Source organism: Streptomyces sp. NPDC102451, from assembly GCF_044765485.1.
GTDB lineage: Bacteria > Actinomycetota > Actinomycetes > Streptomycetales > Streptomycetaceae > Streptomyces.
The window spans coordinates 1-24,104 of the sequence record NZ_JBIWKD010000008.1; the positions used below are offsets into that span (position 1 = coordinate 1).

Annotated in this window: 23 protein-coding genes, 1 pseudogene and 1 riboswitch; of the genes and pseudogenes, 15 read left to right on the forward strand and 9 right to left on the reverse strand. The window is 70.6% G+C overall.

Going from position 1 to position 24,104, the window contains the following annotated elements; genetic code table 11:
• On the reverse strand, nt 1-788 hold a 788-nt coding region (locus ACIRD8_RS19695), incomplete at its 3' end, for a serine hydrolase domain-containing protein (RefSeq protein WP_403992872.1).
• Between the two features lie 48 nt (nt 789-836).
• On the opposite strand from ACIRD8_RS19695, the pseudogene ACIRD8_RS19700 reads away from it, so the two are divergent.
• Nucleotides 837-1,046: pseudogene (locus ACIRD8_RS19700) on the forward strand (creatininase family protein); the annotation flags it as partial.
• 89 nt (nt 1,047-1,135) lie between these two features.
• Here the strand turns inward: ACIRD8_RS19700 and ACIRD8_RS19705 are convergent.
• The 5 genes from ACIRD8_RS19705 to gcvT form a co-directional block, all read right to left on the reverse strand.
• Nucleotides 1,136-2,659, reverse strand: coding sequence for a catalase (locus ACIRD8_RS19705; protein ID WP_382985710.1), 1,524 nt, complete (start codon nt 2,657-2,659; stop codon nt 1,136-1,138).
• A gap of 163 nt (nt 2,660-2,822) precedes the next feature.
• Complete coding sequence (locus ACIRD8_RS19710; protein WP_403992875.1) at nt 2,823-4,208, reverse strand: L-serine ammonia-lyase; 1,386 nt, start codon at nt 4,206-4,208, stop codon at nt 2,823-2,825.
• A 156-nt stretch (nt 4,209-4,364) separates the two neighbouring features.
• Nucleotides 4,365-5,624 (reverse strand): serine hydroxymethyltransferase, encoded by a 1,260-nt coding sequence (glyA, locus tag ACIRD8_RS19715; RefSeq protein WP_403992877.1) that lies wholly within the window; start codon nt 5,622-5,624, stop codon nt 4,365-4,367.
• A gap of 19 nt (nt 5,625-5,643) precedes the next feature.
• Nucleotides 5,644-6,021: a glycine cleavage system protein GcvH gene (gcvH, locus tag ACIRD8_RS19720; RefSeq protein WP_099174367.1), complete on the reverse strand. Its 378-nt coding sequence runs from the start codon at nt 6,019-6,021 to the stop codon at nt 5,644-5,646.
• A gap of 90 nt (nt 6,022-6,111) precedes the next feature.
• A complete protein-coding gene (gene gcvT / locus ACIRD8_RS19725; RefSeq protein WP_403992880.1) occupies nt 6,112-7,233 on the reverse strand; it encodes a glycine cleavage system aminomethyltransferase GcvT in 1,122 nt (373 codons plus the stop codon).
• 142 nt (nt 7,234-7,375) lie between these two features.
• A riboswitch (glycine riboswitch) is annotated at nt 7,376-7,473 on the reverse strand.
• A gap of 173 nt (nt 7,474-7,646) precedes the next feature.
• On the opposite strand from gcvT, the gene ACIRD8_RS19730 reads away from it, so the two are divergent.
• The 11 genes from ACIRD8_RS19730 to ACIRD8_RS19780 all read left to right on the forward strand — a co-directional run bounded on the left by ACIRD8_RS19730 (nt 7,647) and on the right by ACIRD8_RS19780 (nt 19,483).
• A complete protein-coding gene (locus ACIRD8_RS19730; protein ID WP_403992882.1) occupies nt 7,647-8,336 on the forward strand; it encodes an AAA family ATPase in 690 nt (229 codons plus the stop codon).
• Nucleotides 8,337-8,523: 187 nt separating this feature from the next.
• Nucleotides 8,524-9,300: an enhanced serine sensitivity protein SseB gene (locus ACIRD8_RS19735; protein WP_403992885.1), complete on the forward strand. Its 777-nt coding sequence runs from the start codon at nt 8,524-8,526 to the stop codon at nt 9,298-9,300.
• A gap of 153 nt (nt 9,301-9,453) precedes the next feature.
• Nucleotides 9,454-10,248 carry an enhanced serine sensitivity protein SseB C-terminal domain-containing protein gene (locus ACIRD8_RS19740; RefSeq protein ID WP_403992887.1) on the forward strand — a complete coding sequence of 265 codons (795 nt, stop codon included), beginning with the start codon at nt 9,454-9,456 and terminating at the stop codon, nt 10,246-10,248.
• Between the two features lie 354 nt (nt 10,249-10,602).
• Entirely contained in the window at nt 10,603-11,595 is a 993-nt protein-coding gene (locus ACIRD8_RS19745; RefSeq protein WP_403992890.1) for an ABC transporter permease, read from the forward strand.
• A gap of 44 nt (nt 11,596-11,639) precedes the next feature.
• Nucleotides 11,640-13,400 carry an ABC transporter substrate-binding protein gene (locus tag ACIRD8_RS19750; RefSeq protein ID WP_403992893.1) on the forward strand — a complete coding sequence of 587 codons (1,761 nt, stop codon included), beginning with the start codon at nt 11,640-11,642 and terminating at the stop codon, nt 13,398-13,400.
• 90 nt (nt 13,401-13,490) lie between these two features.
• Nucleotides 13,491-14,480, forward strand: a complete 990-nt coding sequence (locus ACIRD8_RS19755) for an ABC transporter permease (RefSeq protein ID WP_164493637.1) — start codon at nt 13,491-13,493, stop codon at nt 14,478-14,480.
• Nucleotides 14,477-15,565, forward strand: a complete 1,089-nt coding sequence (locus ACIRD8_RS19760; protein ID WP_403992896.1) for an ABC transporter ATP-binding protein — start codon at nt 14,477-14,479, stop codon at nt 15,563-15,565. The genes ACIRD8_RS19755 and ACIRD8_RS19760 overlap by 4 nt, the downstream gene beginning before the upstream one ends.
• Nucleotides 15,562-16,860 (forward strand): ABC transporter ATP-binding protein, encoded by a 1,299-nt coding sequence (locus ACIRD8_RS19765; protein ID WP_403992899.1) that lies wholly within the window; start codon nt 15,562-15,564, stop codon nt 16,858-16,860. The genes ACIRD8_RS19760 and ACIRD8_RS19765 overlap by 4 nt, the downstream gene beginning before the upstream one ends.
• A gap of 18 nt (nt 16,861-16,878) precedes the next feature.
• On the forward strand, nt 16,879-17,550 hold the full coding sequence (locus tag ACIRD8_RS19770) for a trimeric intracellular cation channel family protein (protein ID WP_403992902.1): 672 nt from the start codon (nt 16,879-16,881) through the stop codon (nt 17,548-17,550).
• A 50-nt stretch (nt 17,551-17,600) separates the two neighbouring features.
• Nucleotides 17,601-18,467, forward strand: coding sequence for a thioesterase family protein (locus tag ACIRD8_RS19775; RefSeq protein ID WP_403992905.1), 867 nt, complete (start codon nt 17,601-17,603; stop codon nt 18,465-18,467).
• Nucleotides 18,468-18,511: 44 nt separating this feature from the next.
• Entirely contained in the window at nt 18,512-19,483 is a 972-nt protein-coding gene (locus ACIRD8_RS19780) for a helix-turn-helix transcriptional regulator (RefSeq protein WP_403992908.1), read from the forward strand.
• Here ACIRD8_RS19780 and ACIRD8_RS19785 read toward each other — a convergent pair.
• Nucleotides 19,455-20,288 (reverse strand): alpha/beta fold hydrolase, encoded by an 834-nt coding sequence (locus ACIRD8_RS19785; protein ID WP_403992911.1) that lies wholly within the window; start codon nt 20,286-20,288, stop codon nt 19,455-19,457. The genes ACIRD8_RS19780 and ACIRD8_RS19785 overlap by 29 nt on opposite strands.
• Before the next feature lie 10 nt (nt 20,289-20,298).
• Nucleotides 20,299-20,925 carry a TetR family transcriptional regulator gene (locus ACIRD8_RS19790; protein WP_403992914.1) on the reverse strand — a complete coding sequence of 209 codons (627 nt, stop codon included), beginning with the start codon at nt 20,923-20,925 and terminating at the stop codon, nt 20,299-20,301.
• Nucleotides 20,926-21,030: 105 nt separating this feature from the next.
• On the opposite strand from ACIRD8_RS19790, the gene ACIRD8_RS19795 reads away from it, so the two are divergent.
• Both ACIRD8_RS19795 and ACIRD8_RS19800 read left to right on the forward strand, forming a co-directional pair.
• A complete protein-coding gene (locus ACIRD8_RS19795) occupies nt 21,031-21,186 on the forward strand; it encodes a hypothetical protein (protein WP_099174352.1) in 156 nt (51 codons plus the stop codon).
• A gap of 15 nt (nt 21,187-21,201) precedes the next feature.
• Nucleotides 21,202-21,534: a DUF4190 domain-containing protein gene (locus ACIRD8_RS19800; protein ID WP_403992917.1), complete on the forward strand. Its 333-nt coding sequence runs from the start codon at nt 21,202-21,204 to the stop codon at nt 21,532-21,534.
• A gap of 19 nt (nt 21,535-21,553) precedes the next feature.
• Here the strand turns inward: ACIRD8_RS19800 and ACIRD8_RS19805 are convergent, their stop codons facing one another.
• A complete protein-coding gene (locus ACIRD8_RS19805; RefSeq protein WP_403992920.1) occupies nt 21,554-22,147 on the reverse strand; it encodes a TetR/AcrR family transcriptional regulator in 594 nt (197 codons plus the stop codon).
• A gap of 147 nt (nt 22,148-22,294) precedes the next feature.
• On the opposite strand from ACIRD8_RS19805, the gene ACIRD8_RS19810 reads away from it, so the two are divergent.
• The gene (locus ACIRD8_RS19810; RefSeq protein WP_403993486.1) at nt 22,295-24,085 is read left to right on the forward strand and encodes a protein kinase; all 1,791 of its coding nucleotides are present in this window, start codon (nt 22,295-22,297) and stop codon (nt 24,083-24,085) included.
• Nucleotides 24,086-24,104 lie beyond the last annotated feature (19 nt).

Sequence of the window (24,104 nt, forward strand, 5' to 3'; positions counted from 1 at the left end):
GCCAGGCAGACCGCGAGCCGCTCCGTGTCGGCGAGGGTCGCGAAGAGCCCCGCGTGGCCCGCGATCCCGCCGAGGACGGCCGCGTTCTCGTCGTGGACCTCTCCCATGACCGTCCTGCCGCGCCAGGGGCACCGCTCGGTCGCGACGGCCCGCTCCCGGTCCCCGGGGCCAGGTGCGAAACCGGTGTCCTCCATGCCCAGCGGGGTGCACACCAGCTCGTCCACCAGGGCGTCCAGCCCCTGCCCGCCCGCGTGTTCGGCGATGAGGCCGAGCAGCATGAAGCCCTGGGAGGAGTATTCGACCCGGACCCCCGGCGCCGACCGCAGCGGCAGGGTGCCCAGGCCGGTGAGCAGGGACTCCCGGGTGGGGTGGCCGCGGTACATGGGGACCCGTCCGGGCAGGCCCGAGGTGTGGGTGAGGAGTTCGGTGACGGTCAGCCGCGCCTTGTCGGTGTCCCGGTAGCGCGGGAGGAGTTCACCCACCGTGCCGGCCAGGGACAGCGCGCCGCGCTCACAGGCCCGTGCCCAGGTCGCCGGCCCGTGCCTCTCGGCGGGCCACCGCGAGCCCGGGCCGCCCGTCGGCCCCGAGCTCCGCGGAGACGCGCGGGCCGCGGCGCGGACCATCGGGCCGTACAGCTCGACGCCCGCGCGGTCCAGGGTGAAGACGAGCCCGGTGCGCCGCGCGGATCCGGCCGGGCAGCAGCTCCACGGCCCCCAGCGTGCGGGGAACCGCCGCCACCACCGGACCCGGCACGGGGTCCGGCACCAACCGCAAGGGAGAACGTTCATGCGCCATACGCCGACTCTGCCACGTGAGTGTTCCGGGGAGACAGCCGCATGAGTTACCGGAACCTGACCGGAACCACCTGGCTGGAGACGCGCGAGTCCGCCCCGGACGCCATCGCGCTGCTCCCCGTCGGCTCCCAGGAGCAGCACGCCGGGCATCTCCCGATGGGCACCGACACCCTTCTCGTGGAGGCCGTGCTCGACCGGGCCCTCGCCCTCCTCGACGAGGAGGCCCCGACGGAGGCACCGGCGCTCGTCCGGCGCTCCCCCAGGGCGTGCGACAGGCCTCCACTCCCCGGCGGACCGGGGGGGTGGAGGCCTGTGCGACGTGTGTGTGCGGAACCCGGCCCTCAGGCCTTGCGCTGCATGTCCCGGCGCGCGGGGTTGCCCTGCTGCTCCGCCTTGGGGTCCTTCTCGCCGGCCTTCGCGCGCACACCCTGCTCGATGCGCTTGCCGATGGCGCTGTCGATGTTCGACCAGTAGGTGAACGCGCGCTGGAGCACGGGCTCGGTCACGCCGTTGAGCAGGTGGCCGACCACGTTGTCCACCAGCCGGTCCCGCCCCGCGTCGTCGAGGACCTCCCGCACCATGGTGCCGGGCTGCCCCCAGTCGTCGTCCTCGGCGTGGTCGACATAGGCCGCCCGGGTGATGTCACCGTCCGCGTACCAGCTCGGCGGGGTCCCGTAACGCGCGGTGTCGGCCGCCGGGCCGCCCTTGGAGTTCGGCGCGTAGACCGGGTCCGTGGTCTTCCGGTACGCCATCGCCCCGTCCTTGGAGTACGTGTTCACCGGGACGACCGGGGCGTTGACGGGCAGCTGCTGGTAGTTGCCGCCGATGCGGTAGCGGTGCGCGTCCGCGTAGGAGAACAGCCGCGCCAGGAGCATGCGGTCCGGGCTCGGGCCGATGCCCGGCACGAAGTTGTTCGGCTGGAAGGCCGCCTGCTCGATCTCGGCGTGGTTGTCGGTGGGATTGCGGTCGAGCGTCATCCGCCCCACCTCGATCAGGGGGTAGTCGCTGTGCGGCCACACCTTGGTCAGGTCGAACGGGTTGAACCGGTAGTCCTTGGCGTCCTCGTACGGCATGATCTGGACCTTCAGCGTCCAGCTCGGGAACTCCCCGTCGCGGATGTGCTCGAAGAGATCACGCGTGTGGTAGTCCGTGTCCGCGGAGGCCATCTGGTCGGCCTCGTGCTGGGTGAACGTCTCGATGCCCTGGTCCGTCTTGAAGTGGTACTTCACCCAGAACCGCTCGCCCTGCGCGTTGATCCACATGTACGTGTGCGAGGTGTAGCCGTTCATGTGGCGCCAGGTGCGCGGGATGCCGCGGTCACCCATCAGCCAGGTGACCTGGTGCGCCGACTCCGGCGAGAGGGTCCAGAAGTCCCACTGCATGTCGTGGTCGCGGAGGTTGTTGTCCGCCCGGCGTTTCTGGGACCGGATGAAGTGCTGGAACTTCATCGGGTCCTTCACGAAGAACACGGGGGTGTTGTTGCCCACCATGTCGTAGTTGCCTTCGCTGGTGTAGAACTTCACCGCGAAACCGCGGGGGTCCCGCCAGGTGTCCGGGCTGCCCCGCTCCCCGGCGACGGTGGAGAACCTGATGACCAGGTCGGTCTTGGCGCCGGGCTGGAACAGCGCGGCCTTCGTGTACGCGGAGACGTCCGCGGTCACTTCGAAATTCCCGAAGGCGCCGCTGCCCTTGGCGTGCGGCTGGCGCTCGGGGATGCGTTCACGGTTGAACTGGGCCATCTGCTCGATCAGGTACGAGTCCTGGAGCAGGATCGGCCCGCCCGGGCCGACGGTGAGCGAATGCTCATCGCTCTCCACCGGGGCGCCCGAATCGGAGGTGGTCGGCTTGTGCGAGGTGTCGGTCATGTGCGTCGTTCCCCTTCGTCTGTCCCCTGCGCCTTGCACTGGTAACCCTCTACCAATGTAGGCAAACATGGACAACCGGCCAGTCAAGGGACGAGTCGGCATCCGTGGGGGAGCCGGTACCGATCGCCTGTCCGTACCGAGGGGATTCACACGTGGACGCGGTCTAGCACTCGATGATGTTCACCGCGAGCCCGCCGCGGGCCGTCTCCTTGTATTTGACGCTCATGTCCGCGCCCGTCTCCTTCATGGTCTTGATGACCTTGTCCAGGGAGACCTTGTGGCTGCCGTCGCCGCGCAGCGCCATCTTGGCCGCCGTGACCGCCTTGACCGCCGCCATGCCGTTGCGCTCGATGCACGGGATCTGGACGAGGCCGCCGACCGGGTCGCAGGTCAGGCCCAGGTTGTGCTCCATCCCGATCTCGGCGGCGTTCTCCACCTGCTCGGGCGAGCCGCCCAGGACCTCGGCGAGGGCGCCCGCGGCCATGGAGCAGGCGGAGCCGACCTCGCCCTGGCAGCCGACCTCGGCGCCGGAGATGGAGGCGTTCTCCTTGAAGAGCATGCCGATCGCGCCGGCGGCCAGCAGGAAGCGGACGATGCCGTCCTCCTTCTCGGCCTCCGTGCAGCCGCTCGCGGCGAACTTCATCCAGTAGTGCAGGACGGCGGGGATGATGCCCGCCGCGCCGTTGGTGGGGGCGGTGACTACACGGCCCCCTGCGGCGTTCTCCTCGTTGACGGCCATCGCGTAGAGGGTGATCCACTCCATCGCGTGCGTCTGGGGGTCGCCCTCGGCGCGCAGCTGCCTGGCCGAGTTCGCGGCGCGGCGGCGGACCTTCAGGCCCCCGGGCAGGATGCCCTCGCGGGACATCCCGCGCGCGATGCAGGCCTCCATGACGCGCCAGATCTCCAGCAGACCCGCCCGGATCTCGCCCTCGGTCCGCCAGGCCTTCTCGTTCTCCAGCATCAGGGAGGAGATGGACAGCCCGGTCTCCCGGGCGAGCCTCAGCAGCTCGTCACCCGTGCGGAAGGGGTGCTTCAGGACGGTGTCGTCCGGGACGATCGGGTTCTCACCGGCCACGGCGTCCTCATCGACGACGAAGCCGCCGCCCACCGAGTAGTACGTCTTCTCCAGGAGCGGGGCGCCGTCACGGTCGTACGCCAGGACCGTCATCCCGTTGGCGTGGTACGGCAGGGCCTTCCGCCGGTGCAGCACCAGCTGCTCGTCGGCGTCGAAGGGGATGTCGTGCATGCCCAGCAGGTTGATGCGGCCCGAGGCGCGGATCTCCTCGACGCGGGCGTCGGCGCCCTCGACGTCGACCGTGCGGGGCGACTCGCCCTCCAGGCCGAGCAGCACGGCCTTCGGGGTGCCGTGCCCGTGGCCGGTCGCGCCGAGCGAGCCGTACAGCTCGGCGCGTATCGACGCGGTGTGGGCCAGCAGGCCCTCGTTCTTGAGGCGGCGGGCGAACATGCGGGCCGCGCGCATCGGGCCGACCGTGTGGGAGCTGGACGGGCCGATGCCGACCGAGAAGAGGTCGAAGACCGAGAGGGCCACGGGAGTACTCCTAAGGCGTTGGTGGACGTCTTTGTCCGCCGGGTGGTGCGGGACGGGCCGGGTGGGCCCGGGAGCGCGGGGCAAAGGGGTGGGGGCACCGGGCTCACTGTGTTCAGTGTGCGCGGTGCCCCCACCCTGCGTGCAAATTGCGGGTGACTACTTGATGCCGGGGTACAGCGGGAACTTCTCGGCCAGAGCGATCACGCGCGCCTTGAGGTCGTCCGCGTCGTACGTCGGCTTCAGCGCGGCCGCGATGATCTCGGCGACCTCGGTGAAGTCCTCGGCCCGGAAGCCGCGGGTGGCCAGCGCCGGCGTACCGATGCGCAGGCCCGAGGTGACCATCGGGGGCCGCGGGTCGTTCGGGATGGCGTTCCGGTTGACCGTGATGCCCAGCTCGTGGAGCCGGTCCTCGGCCTGCTGGCCGTCCAGCTCGGAGTTGCGCAGGTCGACCAGGACCAGGTGCACGTCCGTACCGCCGGAGAGGACGGATACGCCCACCTCGGTGACGTCCGGCTGCACCAGGCGCTCGGCGAGGATGCGGGCGCCGTCCAGGGTGCGCTGCTGGCGCTCCTTGAACTCGTCGGTCGCCGCGACCTTGAAGGAGACCGCCTTGGCCGCGATCACGTGCTCCAGCGGGCCACCCTGCTGACCGGGGAAGACCGCCGAGTTGATCTTCTTGGCGAGCTCCTGTGTCGACAGGATCACGCCGCCGCGCGGACCGCCGAGGGTCTTGTGCGTGGTGGTGGTGACGACGTGGGCGTGCGGCACCGGGTTGGGGTGCAGACCCGCGGCGACCAGACCGGCGAAGTGCGCCATGTCGACCATCAGGTACGCGCCGACCTCGTCCGCGATGCGGCGGAAGGCGGCGAAGTCCAGCTGACGGGGGTAGGCGGACCAGCCGGCCACGATGAGCTTCGGCTTCGACTCCTTGGCGAGGCGCTCGACCTCGGCCATGTCCACGACGCCGGTGTCGTCGACGTGGTACGGGACCACGTTGTAGAGCTTGCCGGAGAAGTTGATCTTCATGCCGTGGGTCAGGTGACCGCCGTGGGCCAGGTTCAGGCCCATGATCGTGTCGCCCGGCTTCAGCAGCGCGAACATCGCGGCGGCGTTGGCCTGCGCACCGGAGTGCGGCTGGACGTTCGCGGCCTCGGCGCCGAAGAGCGCCTTGATGCGGTCGATCGCGATCTGCTCGACCACGTCGACGTGCTCGCAGCCACCGTAGTAGCGGCGGCCGGGGTAGCCCTCGGCGTACTTGTTCGTGAGGACGGAGCCCTGCGCCTCCATGACCGCGACCGGAGCGAAGTTCTCCGAGGCGATCATCTCGAGGGTGGACTGCTGACGGTGGAGCTCGGCGTCGACGGCGGCGGCGACGTCCGGGTCCAGCTCGTGGAGGGAGGAGTTGAGAAGCGACATCAGTTAAGTCCCTAAGGTCTCAGTTGCCGGAGAACGCGGTGTACTCGTCGGCGGAGAGAAGGTCCTTCGGCTCCTCCGCCACGCGCACCTTGAACAGCCAGCCGCCCTCGAAGGGAGCGGAGTTCACCAGCGACGGGTCGTCCACGACGTCCTGGTTGGCCGCGGTCACCTCGCCGGTCACCGGCGAGTACAGGTCGCTGACCGACTTGGTCGACTCCAGCTCACCGCAGGTCTCGCCCGCGGTCACCGTGTCACCGACCTCCGGGAGCTGGGCGTAGACGACGTCACCGAGCGCGTTGGCCGCGAACTCGGTGATACCGACCGTGGCCACGCCGTCCTCGAGGGCCGACAGCCACTCGTGCTCCTTGCTGTACCGCAGCTGCTGGGGGTTGCTCATGACCTGAATTCTCCTGTACGCGGGGGAGTGCTGATGAACGGTGGTCTTACGGTGTGAGACACGACTGCGTCACGTGCGCGGCGCGCGGTGTCACTTACGGCGCTTGTAGAACGGCAGCGCCACGACCTCGTACGGCTCGTGCGTGCCCCGGATGTCGACGCCGACACCCTCGGTGCCGGGCGCGGCGTGCGCCGCGTCCACGTAGGCCATGGCGATCGGCTTGCCCAGGGTGGGCGACGGCGCACCCGAGGTGACCTCGCCGACGACCTCCCCGCCCGCCACTACGGGGTAACCGGCGCGCGGCACCCGGCGGCCCTGGGCGACCAGGCCGACGAGCTTGCGGGGCGGGGTGGTCCCGGCCCGCTCGGCCGCGGCGGCCAGCGCCTCGCGGCCGACGAAGTCGCCCTCCTTCTCGAACTTCACGACCCTGCCCAGGCCCGCGTCGAAGGGCGTCAGCGCGGTGGTCAGCTCGTGCCCGTACAGCGGCATGCCCGCCTCCAGGCGGAGCGTGTCACGGCAGGAGAGCCCGCAGGGGATCAGGCCGTACGGGGCGCCCGCCTCGGTGAGGGCCTTCCACAGCTGCTCGGCGTGGGCCGGGTCCACGAAGAGCTCGAAGCCGTCCTCGCCGGTGTAGCCCGTACGGGCGATGAGCGCGGGGACACCGGCCACCGTTCCGGGGAGGCCGGCGTAGTACTTCAGGCCGTCCAGGTCGGCGTCCGTGACCGACTTCAGTACGGCGGGGGAGTCGGGGCCCTGGACGGCGAGCAGCGCGTACGCGTCGCGGTCGTCCCGCACCTCGGCGTCGAAGCCGCCGACGCGCTCGGTGAGGGTGTCCAGGACGAGCTGGGCGTTGCCCGCGTTGGCGACCACCATGTACTCGGGGGCCTCGGCGTCCGCCAGGCGGTAGACGATCAGGTCGTCCAGGATCCCGCCGTCCTCCGCGACGATCATCGTGTAGCGGGCCCGGCCCACGCCGACGGTGGCGATGTTGCCGACCAGCGCGTAGCTCAGGAAGGCCGCGGCCTGCGGGCCGGTGACGGTGATCTCGCCCATGTGCGACAGGTCGAACAGGCCGGCCCGGGTGCGTACGGCGTTGTGCTCGTCGCGCTCGCTGGCGTACCGCAGCGGCATGTCCCAGCCGGCGAAGTCGGTCATGGTCGCGCCCAGGGACCGGTGCAGGGCATCGAGGGCGGTGAGACGGGCAGTGCTCATGGACATGGCTCCAGGGCATGACGACAGGGGGTGGTTCCCTCCCCATCTGTCATCGGAACCTGAGAGGTTCGCCGAGAGCCCCTGAAAGGGTCCGGCTTGCACCTTGGGTGGAGCCGCAGAGCGGCCCGCTTTTCAGATCTGCCTCATCCACGCGGTACGGGGCCTGAGAGATTCAAGGGAGGAACTTGCTCCTTCGGCGCCCGGCGCACACAGTGACCGGGACTCTCCCGCGCGGATTCAAACGGCCGGTATGCAGTTGGCGGGGTCATCATCGCACGCATTGCGGGAGAGTGGGGCGTCCTGGTCCGCACCGGCGAAAGCCCCGACACGTACGGGTGGAACCGGTTGTGCCGCATTACCTTTTCTTTACACTTCTTGGGCAGGTCAGTGGGTGACTCGGCAGGGGGAGGGCGATGACGTTGCAGCGCTACGCGACCACCGCGGGGGCGGCACGCGGTGCGATGCCCCGGCAGCCGGGCGTCCCGGACCGGGAGCCGACGGGCGGGCACGCCCCGGTGGTGCGTGATCTGCGGGGCCGGGGCGGCCGGGTGCCGGGCAGCCTGGACTTCGCGGCCGGCGATGTGGTGGTGGTCTCGGGGCTGCCCGGCAGCGGGAAGTCGACGCTGATCCGGCGGGCGGTCCAGGAGCACGCGATCGACTCCCAGGACGCCAGGGACCGCTGGGCGGCGGCCGTGCCCGGCTTACTCCCGTACGCCCTCTACCGCCCCCTGGTGCGCGCCGCGCACTACGCCGGGCTGTGGCGGGCGCTGCGCTCGGGCGGATCCGTCGTCGTGCACGACTGCGGTACGCAGGCCTGGGTGCGGCGCTGGCTGGCGCACGAGGCCCGGCGGCGGGGCGGCGGCCTGCACCTCGTCCTGCTCGACGTCACCCCCCTGGTGGCCAGGCAGGGGCAGCGGGAGCGCGGGCGCGGGGTGTCCGGATACGCGTTCGCCCGGCACCGGCGCGCCGTCGGCCGGCTGCTGCGGGACACCGAGACCGGCCTGCTGCCGCCGGGGTGCGCCTCGGCGGTGCTGCTCGACCGGGACGCGGCGGCGGCGATCGGCCGGATCTCGTTCCCGGAGGCGCGGCTCCCGCAGCGGTAGGCCGCGCAGGCGTCACCGTTCGCATACGCACAGTTCGCAGGTGTCCGGCAGGCCGTCCGGTATCTGGACGGTGCCGTGGACAGGTGCGGTGGACCGGGCACCGCACCTGCCTGCGGCGCTGCCTTCGTGGCGCGACCCGGTCTATGGTTTCAGCCGCACCGCATGGCGAGAGAGGGACACAGACACCGTGGACATTCCGGCTCAGGCCCAGGCCCCGTCGCATCCGTCGCAGGGATGGCCGGCCAATGAGCTCGAAGAAGTGCTCAGCGCCTCGCTCGGCGTACCCGGGGCGGGCGGACGGCTGGTCGAGGTGCTGGGCCGCAGCCAGGTCTGGGTGCCCCTGCCGAACGGCGGCGGGCCCGACAGCACCGGCCTCGACCTGCCGACGGTCGACATCGACGGCGGCGCGTACGTCCCCGTGTTCAGCTCCGAGGCCCAGTTCCTCCAGTGCGTCGGCACGCATCTCTCCTTCACCGTCGCGCCCGCACGCGAGTTCGCCCGCGGTCTGCCGCCACAGCTCGGTATCGCGGTCAACCCCGGCGGTGCCGTCGGGGTCCCCCTGCCGCCCGGAGCCGTCGCCGAGCTCTGCCGGGCCGGGCGCACCCCGCTGGACGGCCCCGCGAGCGGCGGCCGGGTGCGGCTGTACGAGCCGGACTGGAAGGAGGACCCCGTCGACTTCCTCTCCGCGGTGTCCGCCGAGTTCCAGGAGACCGGGGTCGTGAACACCGCGCGCCGGACGCTGGCCAGCATCGAGGGCGACAGCCCCGTCCTCATAGTCGGAGTCGAGGCCGCCGTGTGGGACGCCGCCGCGCAGAGCGCCCCGCTGGAGGCCCTGGGCCGCGCACTGGGCCGGGTCCAGGTGCCCTGGCCGGTCAATCTCGCCCTGCTCGACGTGGCCCAGGACCCGGTCGGCGACTGGATGCTGGAGAAGGTACGCCCGTTCTACCGGCGCGACGCGTACTGAGAGCGGGGACCCCGGTCACCACGTGGCGTCAAGCCGGTGTCAGAGGCGGCGCATAAGCTGGTTGGATGACGAGGCCGCCCCGTGTGCCCGGGAGTGGCGCCACAGCACCGCGCTCCATGCGGAACAGCGGAACGAAGAGGGGCGGGACCCAGGGTGAGTGCGTCAGGCGCCGCGGCGGCCGGGCAGGTCGAGCACATGCTTCGCCAAGTGACCCCCGAGCGCCTCGACGCGTACGAGTCGCTGCTGCGCTCCCTGGCCGACGGCCAGGTCTGGATGCTGCTCTGGCACGGCACGGCGGGTTCCCCCGACGCCCAGTACGGCAACATGGAGGTTGGAGGCCTGGGTTACGCCCCGTGCGTGACCTCCGCCCAGGAGCTCTCGGCCAGCGGCTGGAACCGGGCCCACGAGGTGACCACGGGCCGCGACATCGCCCGTTCCCTCTTCCCCGACCGCTGGGGGATCTGGCTCAACCCGCATGCCCCCGGCGGCGGTGTCGGCATCCCGTGGCTGGATCTGCGGCGCATCGCCACCGGCCTCGACCGGATGCCCGCGGGACCGCTGCGGCTCACCGAACCCGCCATCGAGCTCCCGCAGTTCTACGCCCTGCTGTCGCAGAACGCCCACCGCACCTCCGCCGTCCGCGCGCTGCGCCGGGCCTGGGTGCAGCCCGCGCTGGGCGCCCCGTACCTCGCGATCGGGCTCGACCTCTACGACAACGGCCGGCCGGCCGTCGACGCGGCCCGCGCGATGATGCAGCAGTCGATCGGTGTGGTCCCCGAGGGGCTGCCCGTCTCCACGGTCTCGCTGTCCGACGAGTACGACCCCGTCGCGATGTGGCTGAACGCCAACTCGCGGCCGTTCTACGACCGGGAGGCGCACGCCCCGGCACCCGCCGCCACGGGGTACGGCTACCCGCCGGCCACCGGCCCGGCCCCGCACGCGTACTGAGGAAGCGTCAGCGGCCCATGGGGTCGAGAGGCAATTAGTGGCCTATTCAACGCTGTTGGGCGTCATGCCCGTTATAGCGGATTAGTGACCGAGTGGTCCGCTCACCAAGCACAGCTGTCCGCATAACGGAAGGTGCTTGGCAGCATCACGTTTGAGCAAACATTCCCTGTCAGGTCTGGCGGGTGATCGCAAAGTGGTTGAAGACTCCACACAGCAGGTGCTCCATGCCCGGCGAACCCCTCTTTCAAACAGGGTCAGTTCGGCATGCATGATCGCATCTGTCATGTTTTGTTAGAGCCGCTACAGCGGCGGTCACAGGCCGGCCACCGTCGGCCGAGAGGGGTCTCCAGCGCAATGACGGCACCTATCGAGACCACCAGGGCGGATGCGCAGCCCGAAGCGGTGCTGGAAGGCGCGGGCCGCAAGGAGATCGAGGGCCGCTCGCTCGGCCGCATCGCCTGGACCCGCTTCAAGCGGGACAAGGCCGCAATGGCCGGTGGCATCGTTGTCGTCCTGCTGATCATCACCGCGGTGCTGTCCAAGCCGCTCCAGTCGCTCCTGGGGCTCGACCCCAACGCCTTCAACCAGAGCCTGGTCGACCCCGTCATGCTGGCGCCCAAGGGCGCCCTGGGCGGCATCAGCTGGGACCACCCCCTCGGAGTGGAACCGCAGACCGGCCGCGACATCCTCGCGCGCATCCTCGAAGGCTCCTGGGTCTCCCTCGTGGTCGCCGTCGGCTCCACGCTGCTGTCCGTCGTCATCGGTGTCGTCATGGGCGTCGTGGCCGGGTTCTACGGCGGCTGGGTGGACAGCTTCATCAGCCGGCTGATGGACACCTTCCTCGCCTTCCCGCTGCTGCTCTTCGCGATCTCGATCTCCGCCTCCCTGCAGGGCAATGCCTTCGGGCTGGAAGGGCTCACGCTGCGGATCGCGGTCCTGATCTTCGTGATCGGCTTCTTCAGCTGGCCCTACATCGGGCGCATCGTCCGGGCGCAGACCCTGTCGCTGCGTGAGCGGGAGTTCGTCGAGGCCGCCAGGTCCCTGGGCGCCCGCGGGCCGTTCATCCTCTTCCGCGAGCTGCTGCCGAACCTGATCGCGCCGATCCTCGTGTACGCGACGCTGCTGATCCCCACGAACATCCTCTTCGAGGCCTCCCTGTCCTTCCTCGGCGTGGGTATCGCACCGCCGCAGGCGTCCTGGGGCGGCATGCTCACGCAGGCGGTCGACCTCTACGAGGTGGACCCGATGTTCATGGTCATCCCCGGTATGGCGATCTTCATCACCGTGCTGGCCTTCAATCTGCTGGGGGACGGGCTGCGTGACGCACTCGACCCTCGTGGCAAGTAATCGCGGCAGTGCCGCACCGGACTAGCGAGGGGGCTTTCCTCAGCATGCAGAACAGAAAGACAGCAGCGGCCATAGCCGTGGCCGTAGCGGTGTCGCTCGGCGCATCGGCGTGCAGCAGCAGCGACTCGGGCGGTGACGGAAACGGCGGTGGGGGCAACGCCAAGGCCGACGCGGCGCTGACCAGCGTCGTCAACGCGACCGACAAGAAGGGAGGGACGGTCACTCTGGAGCACGCGAGTGGTCCGGACTCCCTGGACCCGGGCAACACGTACTACGGCTGGGTGCAGAACTTCTCCCGCCTGTACGCCCGTTCCCTGGTGACCTTCAAGCCGGCCGCCGGCAAGGAGAGCCTGGAGGTCGTGCCCGACCTCGCCACCAGCCTCGGCAAGGCGAGCGCGGACGCCAAGACCTGGACGTACACGCTCCGCGAGGGCGTGAAGTTCGAGGACGGCACGGAGATCACCTCGAAGGACGTCAAGTACGCCGTCGAGCGCTCCAACTTCGCGCCGGAGGCCCTGTCCAACGGCCCGACGTACTTCAAGGCGTACCTCGACGGCGGCGACAAGTACAAGGGTCCGTACAAGGACAAGTCGGCCGAGGGCCTCAAGTCCATCGAGACCCCGGACGACCACACGATCGTCTTCAAGCTGAACAAGCCGTTCGCGGACATGGACTACCTCGCGGCGTTCTCGCAGACCGCCCCGATCCAGCAGAAGGCCGACACGGGCGCCAGCTACGTCCAGAAGATGGTCTCCTCGGGTCCGTACAAGGTCTCGGCGTACGACGAGAGCAAGGGCGCCACGCTGGTCCGCAACCCGGAGTGGGACCCGAAGACGGACCCGATCCGCAAGGCGCTGGCCGACAAGGTCGAGCTCAAGTTCAACGTCAACGCCACCACGATCGACGACCACCTGCTCAACGACGCCATCACCGTGGGCGCCGAGGGCACGGGTCTGCAGTCCAAGACCCAGCCCAAGGTCCTGGCGAAGTCCGCCGAGAAGGCGAAGACGGACAACCCGTACGCCGGCGCCCTCCAGTACCTGGCGCTGAACGTCAACGTGAAGCCGTTCGACAACGCCGAGTGCCGCAAGGCCGTCCAGTACGCGGTCGACAAGCAGAGCATGGTCGACTCCATCGGCGGCTCCGTCAAGGGCGACCCGGCCACCACGGTCATCCCGCCGTCCGTCGCCGGTTACAAGAAGTTCGACCTGTACCCGTCCGAGGGCAACAAGGGTGACGTCGCCAAGGCGAAGGAGCACCTGACCAAGTGCGGTCAGCCCAAGGGCTTCAAGACCACTCTGACGGCGCGCTCGGACCGTCCTGACGAGATCACCGCCGCCACGCAGCTCCAGGGCAGCCTGAAGGCGATCGGCATCACCGCCGAGATCAAGCAGTTCCCGGCCGACAAGTACTTCACGGACTTCGCGGGCGTCCCGGACTGGGTCCACAAGAACAAGGTCGGCATGATGATGATGGCCTGGGGTGCCGACTGGCCCACCGGCTTCGGCTTCCTCGACCAGATCGTGAACGGCTCGGCCATCAAGCCCTCCGGCGGCACGAACCTGATGGAGCTCGACGACAAGGTCATCAACGACCTCCTCGTCAAGGGCATCGGCACCGTCGACACCACGGAGCGCAACGCGACGTGGGGCGAGGTCGACCAGAAGGTCATGGAGAACGCCTCGGTCGTTCCGCTCTTCTACCGCAAGAACCTGCTCTACCGCCCGGACTCCGCGGCGAACGTCACGGTCACGGACGCGTACCTCGGCATGTACGACTACGTGCTGATGACGTCCACCAAGTAACACCTGTTCATCGACAGCATCCCCTGAAAGGCAGGTGAAGGCGCCGGGCCGGCGGGCGTACCCCGTCCGCCCGCCCGGCGCCGCACGGCTGTGGCTGCGTACATCATCCGACGCGTATTCGCCGCGGTGTTGCTGCTGCTGGTGGTCAGCGCAGTCACGTTCGCGATCTTCTTCCTGGTCCCCCGCCTCGGCGGGCAGACCCTCGACTCGATGGCCGCCCAGTACGTCGGGAAGAGCCCCGACCCGGACGTCATCGCCGCGGTCAAGAAGAACCTGGGGCTCGACCAGCCCCTGTACCTCCAGTACTGGAACTTCGTGAAGGGCATCGTCGTAGGCGCCGACTACCAGTTCGGCCCCGACCCCGTCACCTGCAACGCCCCGTGCTTCGGCTACTCCTTCAAGACCCACACCGAGATCTGGCCCCAGCTCGTCGACCGTGTCCCGGTCACGCTGTCGCTGGCCGTCGGTGCGGCTGTCCTCTGGGTCGTCTCCGGTGTCGCCATCGGCGTCCTCTCCGCCCTGAAGCGGGGCTCGTTCTTCGACCGCCTCTCCATGGGCGTCGCCCTCGCCGGCGTCTCGCTGCCGATGTTCTTCACCGGCCTCGTCGTCCTGGCGCTCTTCGGCAACGGGGAGTACGTACCCTTCGCCGACGACCCGGTCGCGTGGGCGGGCAGTCTCGTCCTGCCCTGGTGCACGCTTGCCCTGCTCTACTCCGCCCTCTACGCCCGGCTCACCCGGGCCGGGATGCTGGAGACGATGGGCGAGGACTACATCAGAACCGCGCGGGCCAAGGGCCTCCAGGAACGCAAGGTCGTCGTCAAGCACGGCCTGCGCTCCGCGCTCACCCCGCTCGTCACGATCTTCGGCATGGACTTCGCGCTGCTGCTCGGCGGCGCCGTCATCACCGAACGGGTCTTCTCCTTCCAGGGTCTCGGCGCCTTCGCCATCCAGGGCGTGACCACCGCCGACCTGCCCAAGGTGATGGGCGTGACCCTGGTCGCCGCCTTCTTCATCGTCATCTGCAACCTGCTGGTGGACCTCGTGTACGCCGCGATCGACCCCCGGGTGAGGCTCTCATGAGCGACGCAATCAAGAAGGACTCCCCGGCGGCGGACACCGTTCCGGCGCCGCGGTCCGGCGACGACAAGGAATTCCTTTCCGTACGCAACCTCAGCGTCCACTTCGACACCGACGACGGCCTGGTCAAGTCCGTCGACGGTGTCAGCTTCGACCTGAAGGCCGGTCAGACCCTCGGCATCGTCGGCGAGTCCGGCTCCGGTAAGTCCGTGACCTCGCTGGGGATCATGGGCCTGCACACCTCGGAGCGCGCCCGGATCGGCGGTGAGATCTGGCTCGACGGCGAGGAGCTGATCGGCGCCGGCCCCGAGCGCGTACGCAAGCTGCGCGGCCAGAAGATGGCCATGATCTTCCAGGACCCGCTGTCCGCCCTGCACCCGTACTACAGCATCGGCGCGCAGATCGTGGAGGCCCACCGGGTCCACAACAAGGTCGACAAGAAGGCCGCGAAGAAGCGCGCGATCGAGATGCTCGACCGTGTGGGCATCCCCGAGCCGCACCGCCGGTACGAGGACTACCCGCACCAGTTCTCCGGCGGTATGCGCCAGCGCGCGATGATCGCGATGGCCCTGGTCAACAACCCGCAGCTGCTCATCGCCGACGAGCCGACGACCGCCCTCGACGTCACCGTCCAGGCGCAGATCCTCGACCTCATCCGCGATCTGCAGAAGGAGTTCGGCTCCGCGGTCGTCATGATCACCCACGACCTCGGCGTCGTCGCCGAGATCGCGGACAACCTGCTCGTGATGTACGCGGGACGGTGCATCGAGCGCGGCAGCTCCGAGAAGGTGTTCTACGAGCCCCAGCACCCCTACACCTGGGGCCTGCTCGGCTCGATGCCGCGCATCGACCGGGAGCAGACCGAGCGGCTCATCCCGGTCAAGGGCTCGCCGCCCAGCCTCATCAACGTCCCGTCGGGCTGCGCCTTCCACCCGCGCTGCCCGTACGCCGACGTCCCGCCGGACAACATCACCCGCACCGAGCGTCCGGAGCTGCAGCAGGTCAGCGACGGGCACTACTCGGCGTGCCACATGTCGCGTGAGCAGCGCGACCGGATCTGGACCGAAGAGATTGCGCCGAAGCTGTGACTGATCTGAACAAGAAGACTCCCGCGTCTCCCGCGGCCGGGTCGGACGGGTCGGGGTCGGACGGCTCCGAGCCGCTCCTCAAGGTCGACAACCTGGTCAAGCACTTCCCGATCACCAAGGGCGTGCTGAAGCGCAAGGTCGGTGCGGTCCAGGCCGTGGACGGGCTCACCTTCGACGTGCGCCCCGGGGAGACCCTGGGCGTCGTCGGCGAGTCGGGCTGCGGCAAGTCGACCATGGGCCGGCTGGTGACCCGCCTCCTGGAGCCGACCGGCGGCACGGTCGAGTTCCAGGGCCGCGACATCACGCACATGTCCGCGGGGAAGCTGCGGCCGATGCGCCGCGACATCCAGATGATCTTCCAGGACCCGTACGGCTCGCTGAACCCGCGCCACACGGTCGGCGGGATCGTCAGCACCCCCTTCCGGCTCCAGGGCGTCAAGCCCGAGGGCGGTGTGAAGGCGGAGGTTCAGCGGCTGCTGGAGCTGGTGGGGCTCAACCCCGAGCACTACAACCGCTACCCGCACGAGTTCTCCGGCGGCCAGCGCCAGCGCATCGGCATCGCGAGGGCGCTCGCGCTGAAGCCGAAGCTGGTCGTCGCGGACGAGCCGGTCTCGGCGCTGGACGTGTCGATCCAGGCGCAGGTGGTGAACCTGCTGGACGACCTCCAGGACGAGCTCGGGCTCACGTACATGATCATCGCGCACGACCTGTCGGTGATCCGCCACGTCTCGGACCGGATCGCGGTCATGTACCTCGGCAAGATCGTCGAGCTCGCGGACCGTACGTCGCTGTACGAGGCGCCGATGCACCCGTACACGAAGGCGCTGATGTCCGCGGTGCCCGTGCCGGACCCGCGCCGACGCGGCGCCAAGAGCGACCGCATCCTGCTCAAGGGTGACGTGCCGTCGCCGATCTCGCCGCCGAGCGGCTGCCGGTTCCACACCCGGTGCTGGAAGGCGACGCAGGTCTGCGCGACGACCGAGCCGCCGCTGCTCCAGCTGAAGACCGGGCACCAGGTGGCGTGCCACCACCCGGAGAACGGCGAGGACCAGGCCCCGGGGGACGCGCCGCTCGTCGCGGACGTCATCACGGTGAAGTCCGCGGTCGCCACGGAGCCGGTCGTGACGGAGGAGACTCCGGAGCCCGCGGAGCCGGCTGTGACGGAGGAGACTCCCGAGCCGGAGACGCCCGCCGAGCCCGCCGCGTCGGAGGAGGCTCCCGAGCCCGCCGCCGAGGCGGACGACAAGGGTGCGTCCGAGACGCCCACCGGTGCGGAGGACAAGCCGAAGGAGTAGTACCGGCACAATTGCCCGGTGCTCAACGAACTCTTCACCCCCTCCGTCCAGCATGCGCTCGACATCGTCGGAATCTTCGTCTTCGCGATCTCGGGCGCCCTGCTCGCCGTACGCAAGAACTTCGATGTCTTCGGCATCGCGGTCCTCGCCGAGGTCACAGCGCTGGGCGGAGGGATCTTCCGTGACGTGATGATCGGCGCGATCCCTCCGGCGGCCTTCACGGATCTCGGCTACTTCGTGACCCCCCTGATCGCGGCCGGCCTGGTCTTCTTCCTGCACCCGCACGTGGAACGGATCCAGGTCGGCGTCAACGTCTTCGACGCGGCGGGGCTGGGGCTCTTCTGCGTGTCCGGCACGATCAAGGCGTACGAGTACGGCCTCGGCCTCACCTCGTCCGCCGCCCTCGGGCTGGCCACCGCGGTCGGCGGCGGTGTGCTGCGCGACGTCCTGGCCAACGAGGTGCCCTCGCTGCTGCGCTGGGACCGCGACCTGTACGCCGTGCCCGCGATAGTCGGCGCCGTCATGGTGGTCCTCTGCATCCGCTTCGAGGCCCTCGACGCCTACACCAGCGGCGCCGCCGCGATCACCGCGTTCGTCCTGCGACTGCTGGCCATGCGCTTCCACTGGCGGGCCCCGCGCGCCTACAACAGGCGCTCGGCCCGGGCGGAGGAGACGTCGCCCGTCATCTGAACGAAACAAAAGCTACCGCTCAGTAATACGATCGGTGTAGCGTGCATTCCATGGCACAGGCAGCAGCGCAGGAGTCGCGCGCAGTACAGGCGACCATCGGTGACAGCGAATTCGACCGCGACACCGCAGTCACTCTCCGGGAGGAAGGCGTCTACGACGCGGAACTCTCCGCGGGGTGGACGATCATCCACGCGGTCAACGGCGGCTACCTGCTCGCCATGCTCGGCCGCGCGCTCGGTGAGGCGCTCCCGCACTCCGACCCCTTCTCGGTCTCCGCGCACTACCTCACGGCCTCCGTCCCCGGCCCCGCGGTGATCCGTACGCAGGTCGTCCGCACCGGCCGTACGCTCTCCACCGGCCAGGCCTCGCTCTTCCAGTTCGCGGAGGACGGCTCGGAGATCGAGCGCATCCGGGTGCTGGCCACCTACGGCGACCTGGACGGCCTGAGCGACGAGGTCCGTACGGTGGCCCTGCCGCCGGCCATGCCGCCCCGGGAGCAGTGCCTCGGCGCGAGCGACGGGACGGCGCCGATCCCCGGCAGCTCCGCCATCACCGAGCGGCTGGACATCAAGCTCGACCCCGCGACGGTCGGCTGGGCCGTCGGCGCACCGTCGGGCAAGGGCGAGATGCGGGGCTGGTTCGGGCTCGCGGACGGCCGCGACCCGGATCCGCTGTCGCTGCTGCTCACCGTGGACGCGCTGCCGCCGACCTCGTTCGAGCTCGGGCTGAAGGGCTGGACGCCCACCATCGAGCTCACCACCCACATCCGCTGCCGCCCGGCCCCCGGGCCGCTGCGCGTCTCCATCACCACGCGCAACCTCGCGGGCGGCTTCCTGGAGGAGGACGCGGACGTCTGGGACAGCGCCGGCCGTCTGGTCGCCCAGTCCCGCCAGCTGGCCCGCGCGCCCCGCGGCTGAGTCCCCCGGCCGGTCCCGCGGCCCGGTCCCGTCATGATGGTGCCGTGAAGTCCGACCGGCTGCTCTCCATCCTGCTGCTGCTCCAGACCCGCGGGCTGGTCCCCGCCGGTGAGCTGGCCGAGCGCCTCGAAGTCTCCGTACGCACCATCTACCGGGACGTCGAGGCGCTCTCGGCCTCCGGGGTGCCCGTGTACGCGGAGCGGGGGCGCAACGGGGGGATCGCCCTGCTGCCGGGCTTCCGTACCGATGTCACCGGGCTCACCGCCGACGAGGCCCGCGCCCTGTTCGTCCTCGCCGCGCGGGGCGCCCACGCCGCGCTCGGTCTGGACGAGGCGCTCGGTTCCGCGCTGCGCAAGGTGATGGCCGCACTCCCCGCCCCGCACCGGCCCGCCGCCGAACAGACCAGTCGGCGCATCCTGGTGGACCCGGTCCGCTGGATGAGCGGCCCCCGGGCCGCCGTCGACGTGGGCGAGCTGCACGACGCGGTCTTCGCCGACCGGCGGCTGCTGCTCCACTACCGGCACAGCGGCACCGACACCCCGCGCGTCTACACCGTCGACCCGTACGGCCTCGTGGTGAAGGCGGGCATCTGGTACCTGATCGCCGACCTGGACGGCGCGCCCCGGCTCTTCCGCGCGGACCGGGTGGGGCGGGCGGCCGTCACCGGGGATCCCGTGGTGCGCAGGCCCGGCGTGGAGCCCGTCGACGTATGGGAGGAGCTGCGCCGGCAGGTCGAGGAGCGGCCCGGGGACGTACGGCTCCGGGTGCGCGTGCACCGTTCCCGGCTGGACCTCTTCGTACGCCTGCACACGGCGGTGCTGACCGGGCGGCCGGTCCCCGAAGAGGAGCCGGCGGGGGAGTGGCTGGTGGCCGAGCTCGCCGTGCCGGAGCTCGCCTGGGCGCGCTCCCTGCTCTCCTTCGGCCCGAACCTCGAAGTGCTCTCGCCTCCGGAGGCCCGCCGCGTGCTCATCGAAGCCGCGGCCGCGGTCACGGAGCTGTACGGAGGAAACGGGTGAGGGCCGCCGTGAGCTCGGCGGGCGCGTCCTCCTGGACGAGGTGCCCGGCCCCCTCGATCAGCCGCAGCTCTGCGCCCGGGACCATCCCGGCCAGCTGATGGCCGCGGGCGACCGGGATCCAGGTGTCCTCCGTGCCCCAGCACACCAGCACGGGCAGCTCCAGCTCCCCGTAGCGGTGCTGGATCTCGTCGGTGAACCGCTGATCGTTCTGGGCGATCTGCCGGTAGAACGCGGGCTGCCCGGTCTCCGTGCACCAGGGGGCCACGAGCCGGTCCAGCACCGCCGGGTGCAGCCCGCGGTGGCTCGCCGAGCCGACGTACTCGCGCACCAGCGCCCGGTGCAGCTCCGGCGACAGCTCGCCGAAGACCTCGGCCCGGCCGCCGAGCAGCCGGTAGGCGGGCGAGCCCCAGGGGGCCAGAGCCACCGGGTCGACGAGGGCCAGGCGCCGGTAGCGGGCGCCGTGCAGGAGGTGGGCGCGCAGGGCCACGCAGCCGCCGAAGTCATGCGCGGCCACGGCCGGTTCGTGGAGGCCCCAGTGTTCGATGAGCTCGGCGAGCACCCAGCCCTGGGCGCGGAGCGACACGTCCTGGCCGGCGTACTGCGCGGAGGCGCCGTAACCCGGCAGGTCCCAGACGTACACACGGTGGTCCTGCGCGAGCCCCCGGGCGATGCCGCGCCAGACGTACGAGGAGAAGGGCGTGCCGTGCACCAGGACCACCGGCGGGGCCTCCTCGGGGCCCAGCACGTCCCAGCGCACCTCGCCCGAGGAACTGATGAAGGTCCGGTCCAGGGTCCAGTCGCTCATGACGCCGACCCTACGGCGTCCCGTCCAGCCAGTGGGCCCGGCCCAGCGTGACCAGCCGCAGCCGGCGCCTCGCCACCCGGACGACCTCCTGCTCGCCCTGCGGGCCGGCGTCCAGCAGCGCCGAGGTGGTGAGCACCATGTGGTCGACGTACAGCCCGCCCAGCATCAGGAGGTCCTCCCGGTCCCAGCCCGCCGACGCGGGTTCCTCGCCGAGGGCCTGGGCGACCTCCTCGGCGAAGCCGCGCAGCTGGGCCGCGATGGCCTCGCGGACCTCCCCGACGCCGCCGTGCTGTTCACGGGCGATGAAGCGGAAGTGGGCGGGCTGCGCGGTGACATGACGGGATATCAGGTCGACGCTGCGGTCCAGCCGCTCCTCGCTGTCCCCCGTGTCGGCGAGGATCGCGCCGATCATGCCGTGCAGGCTGCCCAGGGTTTCCTCGACGAGGGCGACGCCCAGGGCCGCCGTGCCGTCGAAGTGGCGGTAGAAGGCGGTCGGGGTCACGCCCACGGCCCGCGTCACCTCACGCAGTCCCAGGCTGCTCAGGCTCTGGTGCTCCAGCAGTTCGAGGGCCGCGTCGAGCAGCGACTGGCGCGTCCTCAGCTTCTGGGCCTGGCGGATGCCGATGGTGTGACTCATGCCATTCAGTAAACAACCGTTCTCCGAGTCTTGGAAGGGGTGGAGGGTCTAGACTCAAGAGTCAGTGAACAGTCGTACTCTCAAAGCTCGCAGAAAGGCCCGGACATGTTCGTCCTCGTCGCCGCACTGCTCCTGCTGGGGGTCGTCCTCGGAGCGGTCGCACACCTTCCGCTCCCCGTGACCCTGACCGCCGCGGCCGTGATCGGTCTCTGGCTGGCGGTCTTCGGTGTCCGTGAACGCCTCGCCCGCCGCACCCGCTGACGAAGGAGACGCACCATGACGCTCACCACTGCCCGTACCGAACGCCCGGCGAGCACCGCACGCACCGCTCTGCGCGACACCCTTTCCGGCTCCGCCGATGGCCGTTCCGCGACCCGGGAGGCCGACGGGCTCGCCGTCGCCTCGTTCGTGCTCGGGCTGCTCGGCCTGCTCGTGATGAACATCCTGCTGGGGCCCGTCGCCATCGTCATGGCGCTCATCGCCCTCGCCCGCTCCACCGCCCGGCGGGGCCGCGCGCTGCTCGGACTGGCCCTCGGTGTCGCCGACCTGGTCGTCCTGGCCGTCCTGGTCACGCAGAACGGCACCGTCTCCTGGAGCCTCGCCGGCTGACCGTCCGTCAGGGATGCGCTCAGGCGCGGACCGAGCGCCAGATCCGCTCCGGCAGGAGGCGCGCCGCCTCGTCGAGGTCGACGTCGTCGATGCCCGACAGGGACCGTCGTGCGACCGCGACGACCGGGCCCATGACCAGGGACTCGATCAGCGGAAGAGGGAGCGGGGCCAGCTCCCCGGACTCGGTGCGGAGCCGGATCCACCGGGCCACCTCCGAGATCCTCGCCTCCTGGGAGTCCCGGAACTCCCTGCCCCGCGTCATGCTCTTGCGGTCGGCGAGAGGTGAGTGCAGGAGCAGAGCGGGGTCGCGGTGCTCCTGGACGAAGGTCAGATAGGCCCGCACCGCGGCGGCGATGCCCTCCCGCGCGGTGCCGGAGTCCCGCAGGGCCGTGGTCAGTTCGCCCAGCAGCCGGTCCAGCCAGCGGTGGCTGAGCGTGGCGATGAGACCGTCGAAGCTGCCGAAGTGGTGGTACAGGCTGCCGAGGCTGACGCCGCTGTCCTGGACGACGGCGTTGACCGTGAGGCCCTGCTCGCCCGAGGCGATGAACACCCGCAGTGCGGAGTCGAGGAGCAGTCCGGACGTGACTTCGCCGCGTTGCTGCTTGGGGCTCATCGAATGATCGTCCCTGTGGTCCGTGGGGCAGGCTCTTCCGCGTGAATTTCTGGAGTGACTTTCTAGAAGGCGCTTCCGCTTCCAGTATCCACTGGTCAGACTTCCCCTGGAACTGAAAAGGCGTGTCACGGGGGAGACGGTGTGGGCGTGTTGGACCTGATGGGCAGTGGGGCCAAGCCCCTGGAACCGGGTGATCCGGTACAGATCGGCGGGATTCCGCTCGCGGGAAAGCTCGGCTCCGGCGGGATGGGGCGCGTCTACCTCGGTGTCCACGAGGGGCGGTACGTCGCCGTCAAGCAGGTGCTGCCCTCGATCGCGGGGGAGGACCAGGACTTCGTCCGCCGCTTCGGGCACGAGCTGGACAACCTCTCCCAGCTGCCCGCGGAGGCCACCGCACCCCTGATCGCCAGCGACCGCGACGCCCGGCCGCCCTGGCTGGCGACCGCGTACGTCCCCGGGCTCACCCTGAGCGAGGCCATCGGGCTGCACGAGGGACCGCTGCCCGCCGCCACCCTGTGGTTCCTGCTGCGTGAGGCCGCCACCGGTCTCGTCGCCGTGCACGAGCTGGACATGGTGCACCGGGACCTCAAGCCGTCCAACGTCATGCTCACGGTCGAGGGCGCCACGGTCATCGACTTCGGCGTGGCCCGCGCCACCGAGCAGAGCCAGCTGACCAGAAGCGGCATGGTCGTGGGCACCCCGGCGTACATGGCTCCCGAACAGGCAACGACGAAGCGGGACCTGACCGGCGCCACCGATGTCTTCGCCCTGGGCTCGGTCCTCGCGTACGCGGCCGGGGGCAGCCCGCCCTTCGGTGAGGAGTCGGGCCCCGCCGTGCTGTACCGCATCGTGCACGAGGAGCCCGACCTGGATGCGGTGCGGGCGCTGGACCCCGGTCTCGCCGACCTCGTCGCCGACTGTCTCGCCAAGGACCCCGAGGCCCGCCCCACGGCGGCGGAGCTGGTGCGCCGTGCCGGGGAACACGGGCCGTTCACGGCGCCCCTGTGGCCCGAGTCCATCAGGGGGAACCTTGCGGAGAAGGCCGCGTTCGCGGCGGACGTCCAGGAGATCGAACTGCCGCCGCCCGTGTCCGTGGAGACGCGGAACCTCGGGCGGAAGGCCCGCCCGAAGTTCCGCGAGCGGCCGCGGCGGGCCCGCCTCCTCCTCGCCGTCGTCCCCGTCGTCGTGACGGTGGGCGGCGCGACGCTCGCCGTCCAGCTCCTGCCCCATGTCTCGGCGCCGGACGACCACGAGGCCGCCGGCCCGTCCGTCTCCGTCACGGCCCCCGTCGTGCCCGGCGCCTCCGCCTCGGGCGCGAGCCCGTCCGGCTCGGCGTCACCGGGGAAGTCGCCGACGGGGTCGGCGAAGGACAAGGAGAAGGGCGCGGGGGACGACAAGGGGGACGGGGCGGCGGAGGGCGCCTCGGCCCCCGCCCCGGGCGCCGGGGACAAGGGGGACGGGGCCGGCGGGTCCGACGGCTCCGGGGGGTCCGGTTCGTCCGGGGGCGCCGGTGCGGGCGGCTCCAGCGCCTCGGGAGGGTCGGCTTCCTCCGGTGGAGCCGGTTCCGGGGGCGGCACGGCTCCCTCCGGGGCCCACCGCTATCGCAACGCCGAGAACGGCAAATGCCTCGCGGCCCCGTACAACGGCTATCCGGCCACCGGCAACTGCGACGGATCGGGTGCCACCTGGACCGCCCGGCCGGTGTCCGGCGGGTCCTTCGAGCTCGTCCAGGAGTCGGGTCGCTCGTGCCTGAGCGCGGGCGCGGGAGGGGTCCTGCTGCTCTCCTGCAACCAGACCGAGAGCCGTCTCTGGCGCTCCGGGGCGGGAGGCACCCTGGTGAGCGTCGGGACCGGGGGCTGCCTGGGCGTGGGCAACGGGGGCGGCCTCCTCGCGGACAGCTGCTCGGGTGCGGCGTCCCAGCGCTGGACGACCGCCTGAGCCCGGCCGGGCGGGGGCC

Excerpts from the sequence above, each read along its gene's own strand:
- ACIRD8_RS19705 (WP_382985710.1), bottom strand. The coding sequence starts at position 2,659 with ATGACCGACACCTCGCACAAGCCGACCACCTCCGATTCGGGCGCCCCG.
- glyA (WP_403992877.1), bottom strand. The coding sequence starts at position 5,624 with ATGTCGCTTCTCAACTCCTCCCTCCACGAGCTGGACCCGGACGTCGCC.
- gcvH (WP_099174367.1), bottom strand. The coding sequence starts at position 6,021 with ATGAGCAACCCCCAGCAGCTGCGGTACAGCAAGGAGCACGAGTGGCTG.
- gcvT (WP_403992880.1), bottom strand. The coding sequence starts at position 7,233 with ATGAGCACTGCCCGTCTCACCGCCCTCGATGCCCTGCACCGGTCCCTG.
- ACIRD8_RS19730 (WP_403992882.1), top strand. The coding sequence starts at position 7,647 with ATGACGTTGCAGCGCTACGCGACCACCGCGGGGGCGGCACGCGGTGCG.
- ACIRD8_RS19745 (WP_403992890.1), top strand. The coding sequence starts at position 10,603 with ATGACGGCACCTATCGAGACCACCAGGGCGGATGCGCAGCCCGAAGCG.
- ACIRD8_RS19750 (WP_403992893.1), top strand. The coding sequence starts at position 11,640 with ATGCAGAACAGAAAGACAGCAGCGGCCATAGCCGTGGCCGTAGCGGTG.
- ACIRD8_RS19760 (WP_403992896.1), top strand. The coding sequence starts at position 14,477 with ATGAGCGACGCAATCAAGAAGGACTCCCCGGCGGCGGACACCGTTCCG.
- ACIRD8_RS19775 (WP_403992905.1), top strand. The coding sequence starts at position 17,601 with ATGGCACAGGCAGCAGCGCAGGAGTCGCGCGCAGTACAGGCGACCATC.
- ACIRD8_RS19785 (WP_403992911.1), bottom strand. The coding sequence starts at position 20,288 with ATGAGCGACTGGACCCTGGACCGGACCTTCATCAGTTCCTCGGGCGAG.
- ACIRD8_RS19790 (WP_403992914.1), bottom strand. The coding sequence starts at position 20,925 with ATGAGTCACACCATCGGCATCCGCCAGGCCCAGAAGCTGAGGACGCGC.
- ACIRD8_RS19795 (WP_099174352.1), top strand. The coding sequence starts at position 21,031 with ATGTTCGTCCTCGTCGCCGCACTGCTCCTGCTGGGGGTCGTCCTCGGA.
- ACIRD8_RS19800 (WP_403992917.1), top strand. The coding sequence starts at position 21,202 with ATGACGCTCACCACTGCCCGTACCGAACGCCCGGCGAGCACCGCACGC.
- ACIRD8_RS19805 (WP_403992920.1), bottom strand. The coding sequence starts at position 22,147 with ATGAGCCCCAAGCAGCAACGCGGCGAAGTCACGTCCGGACTGCTCCTC.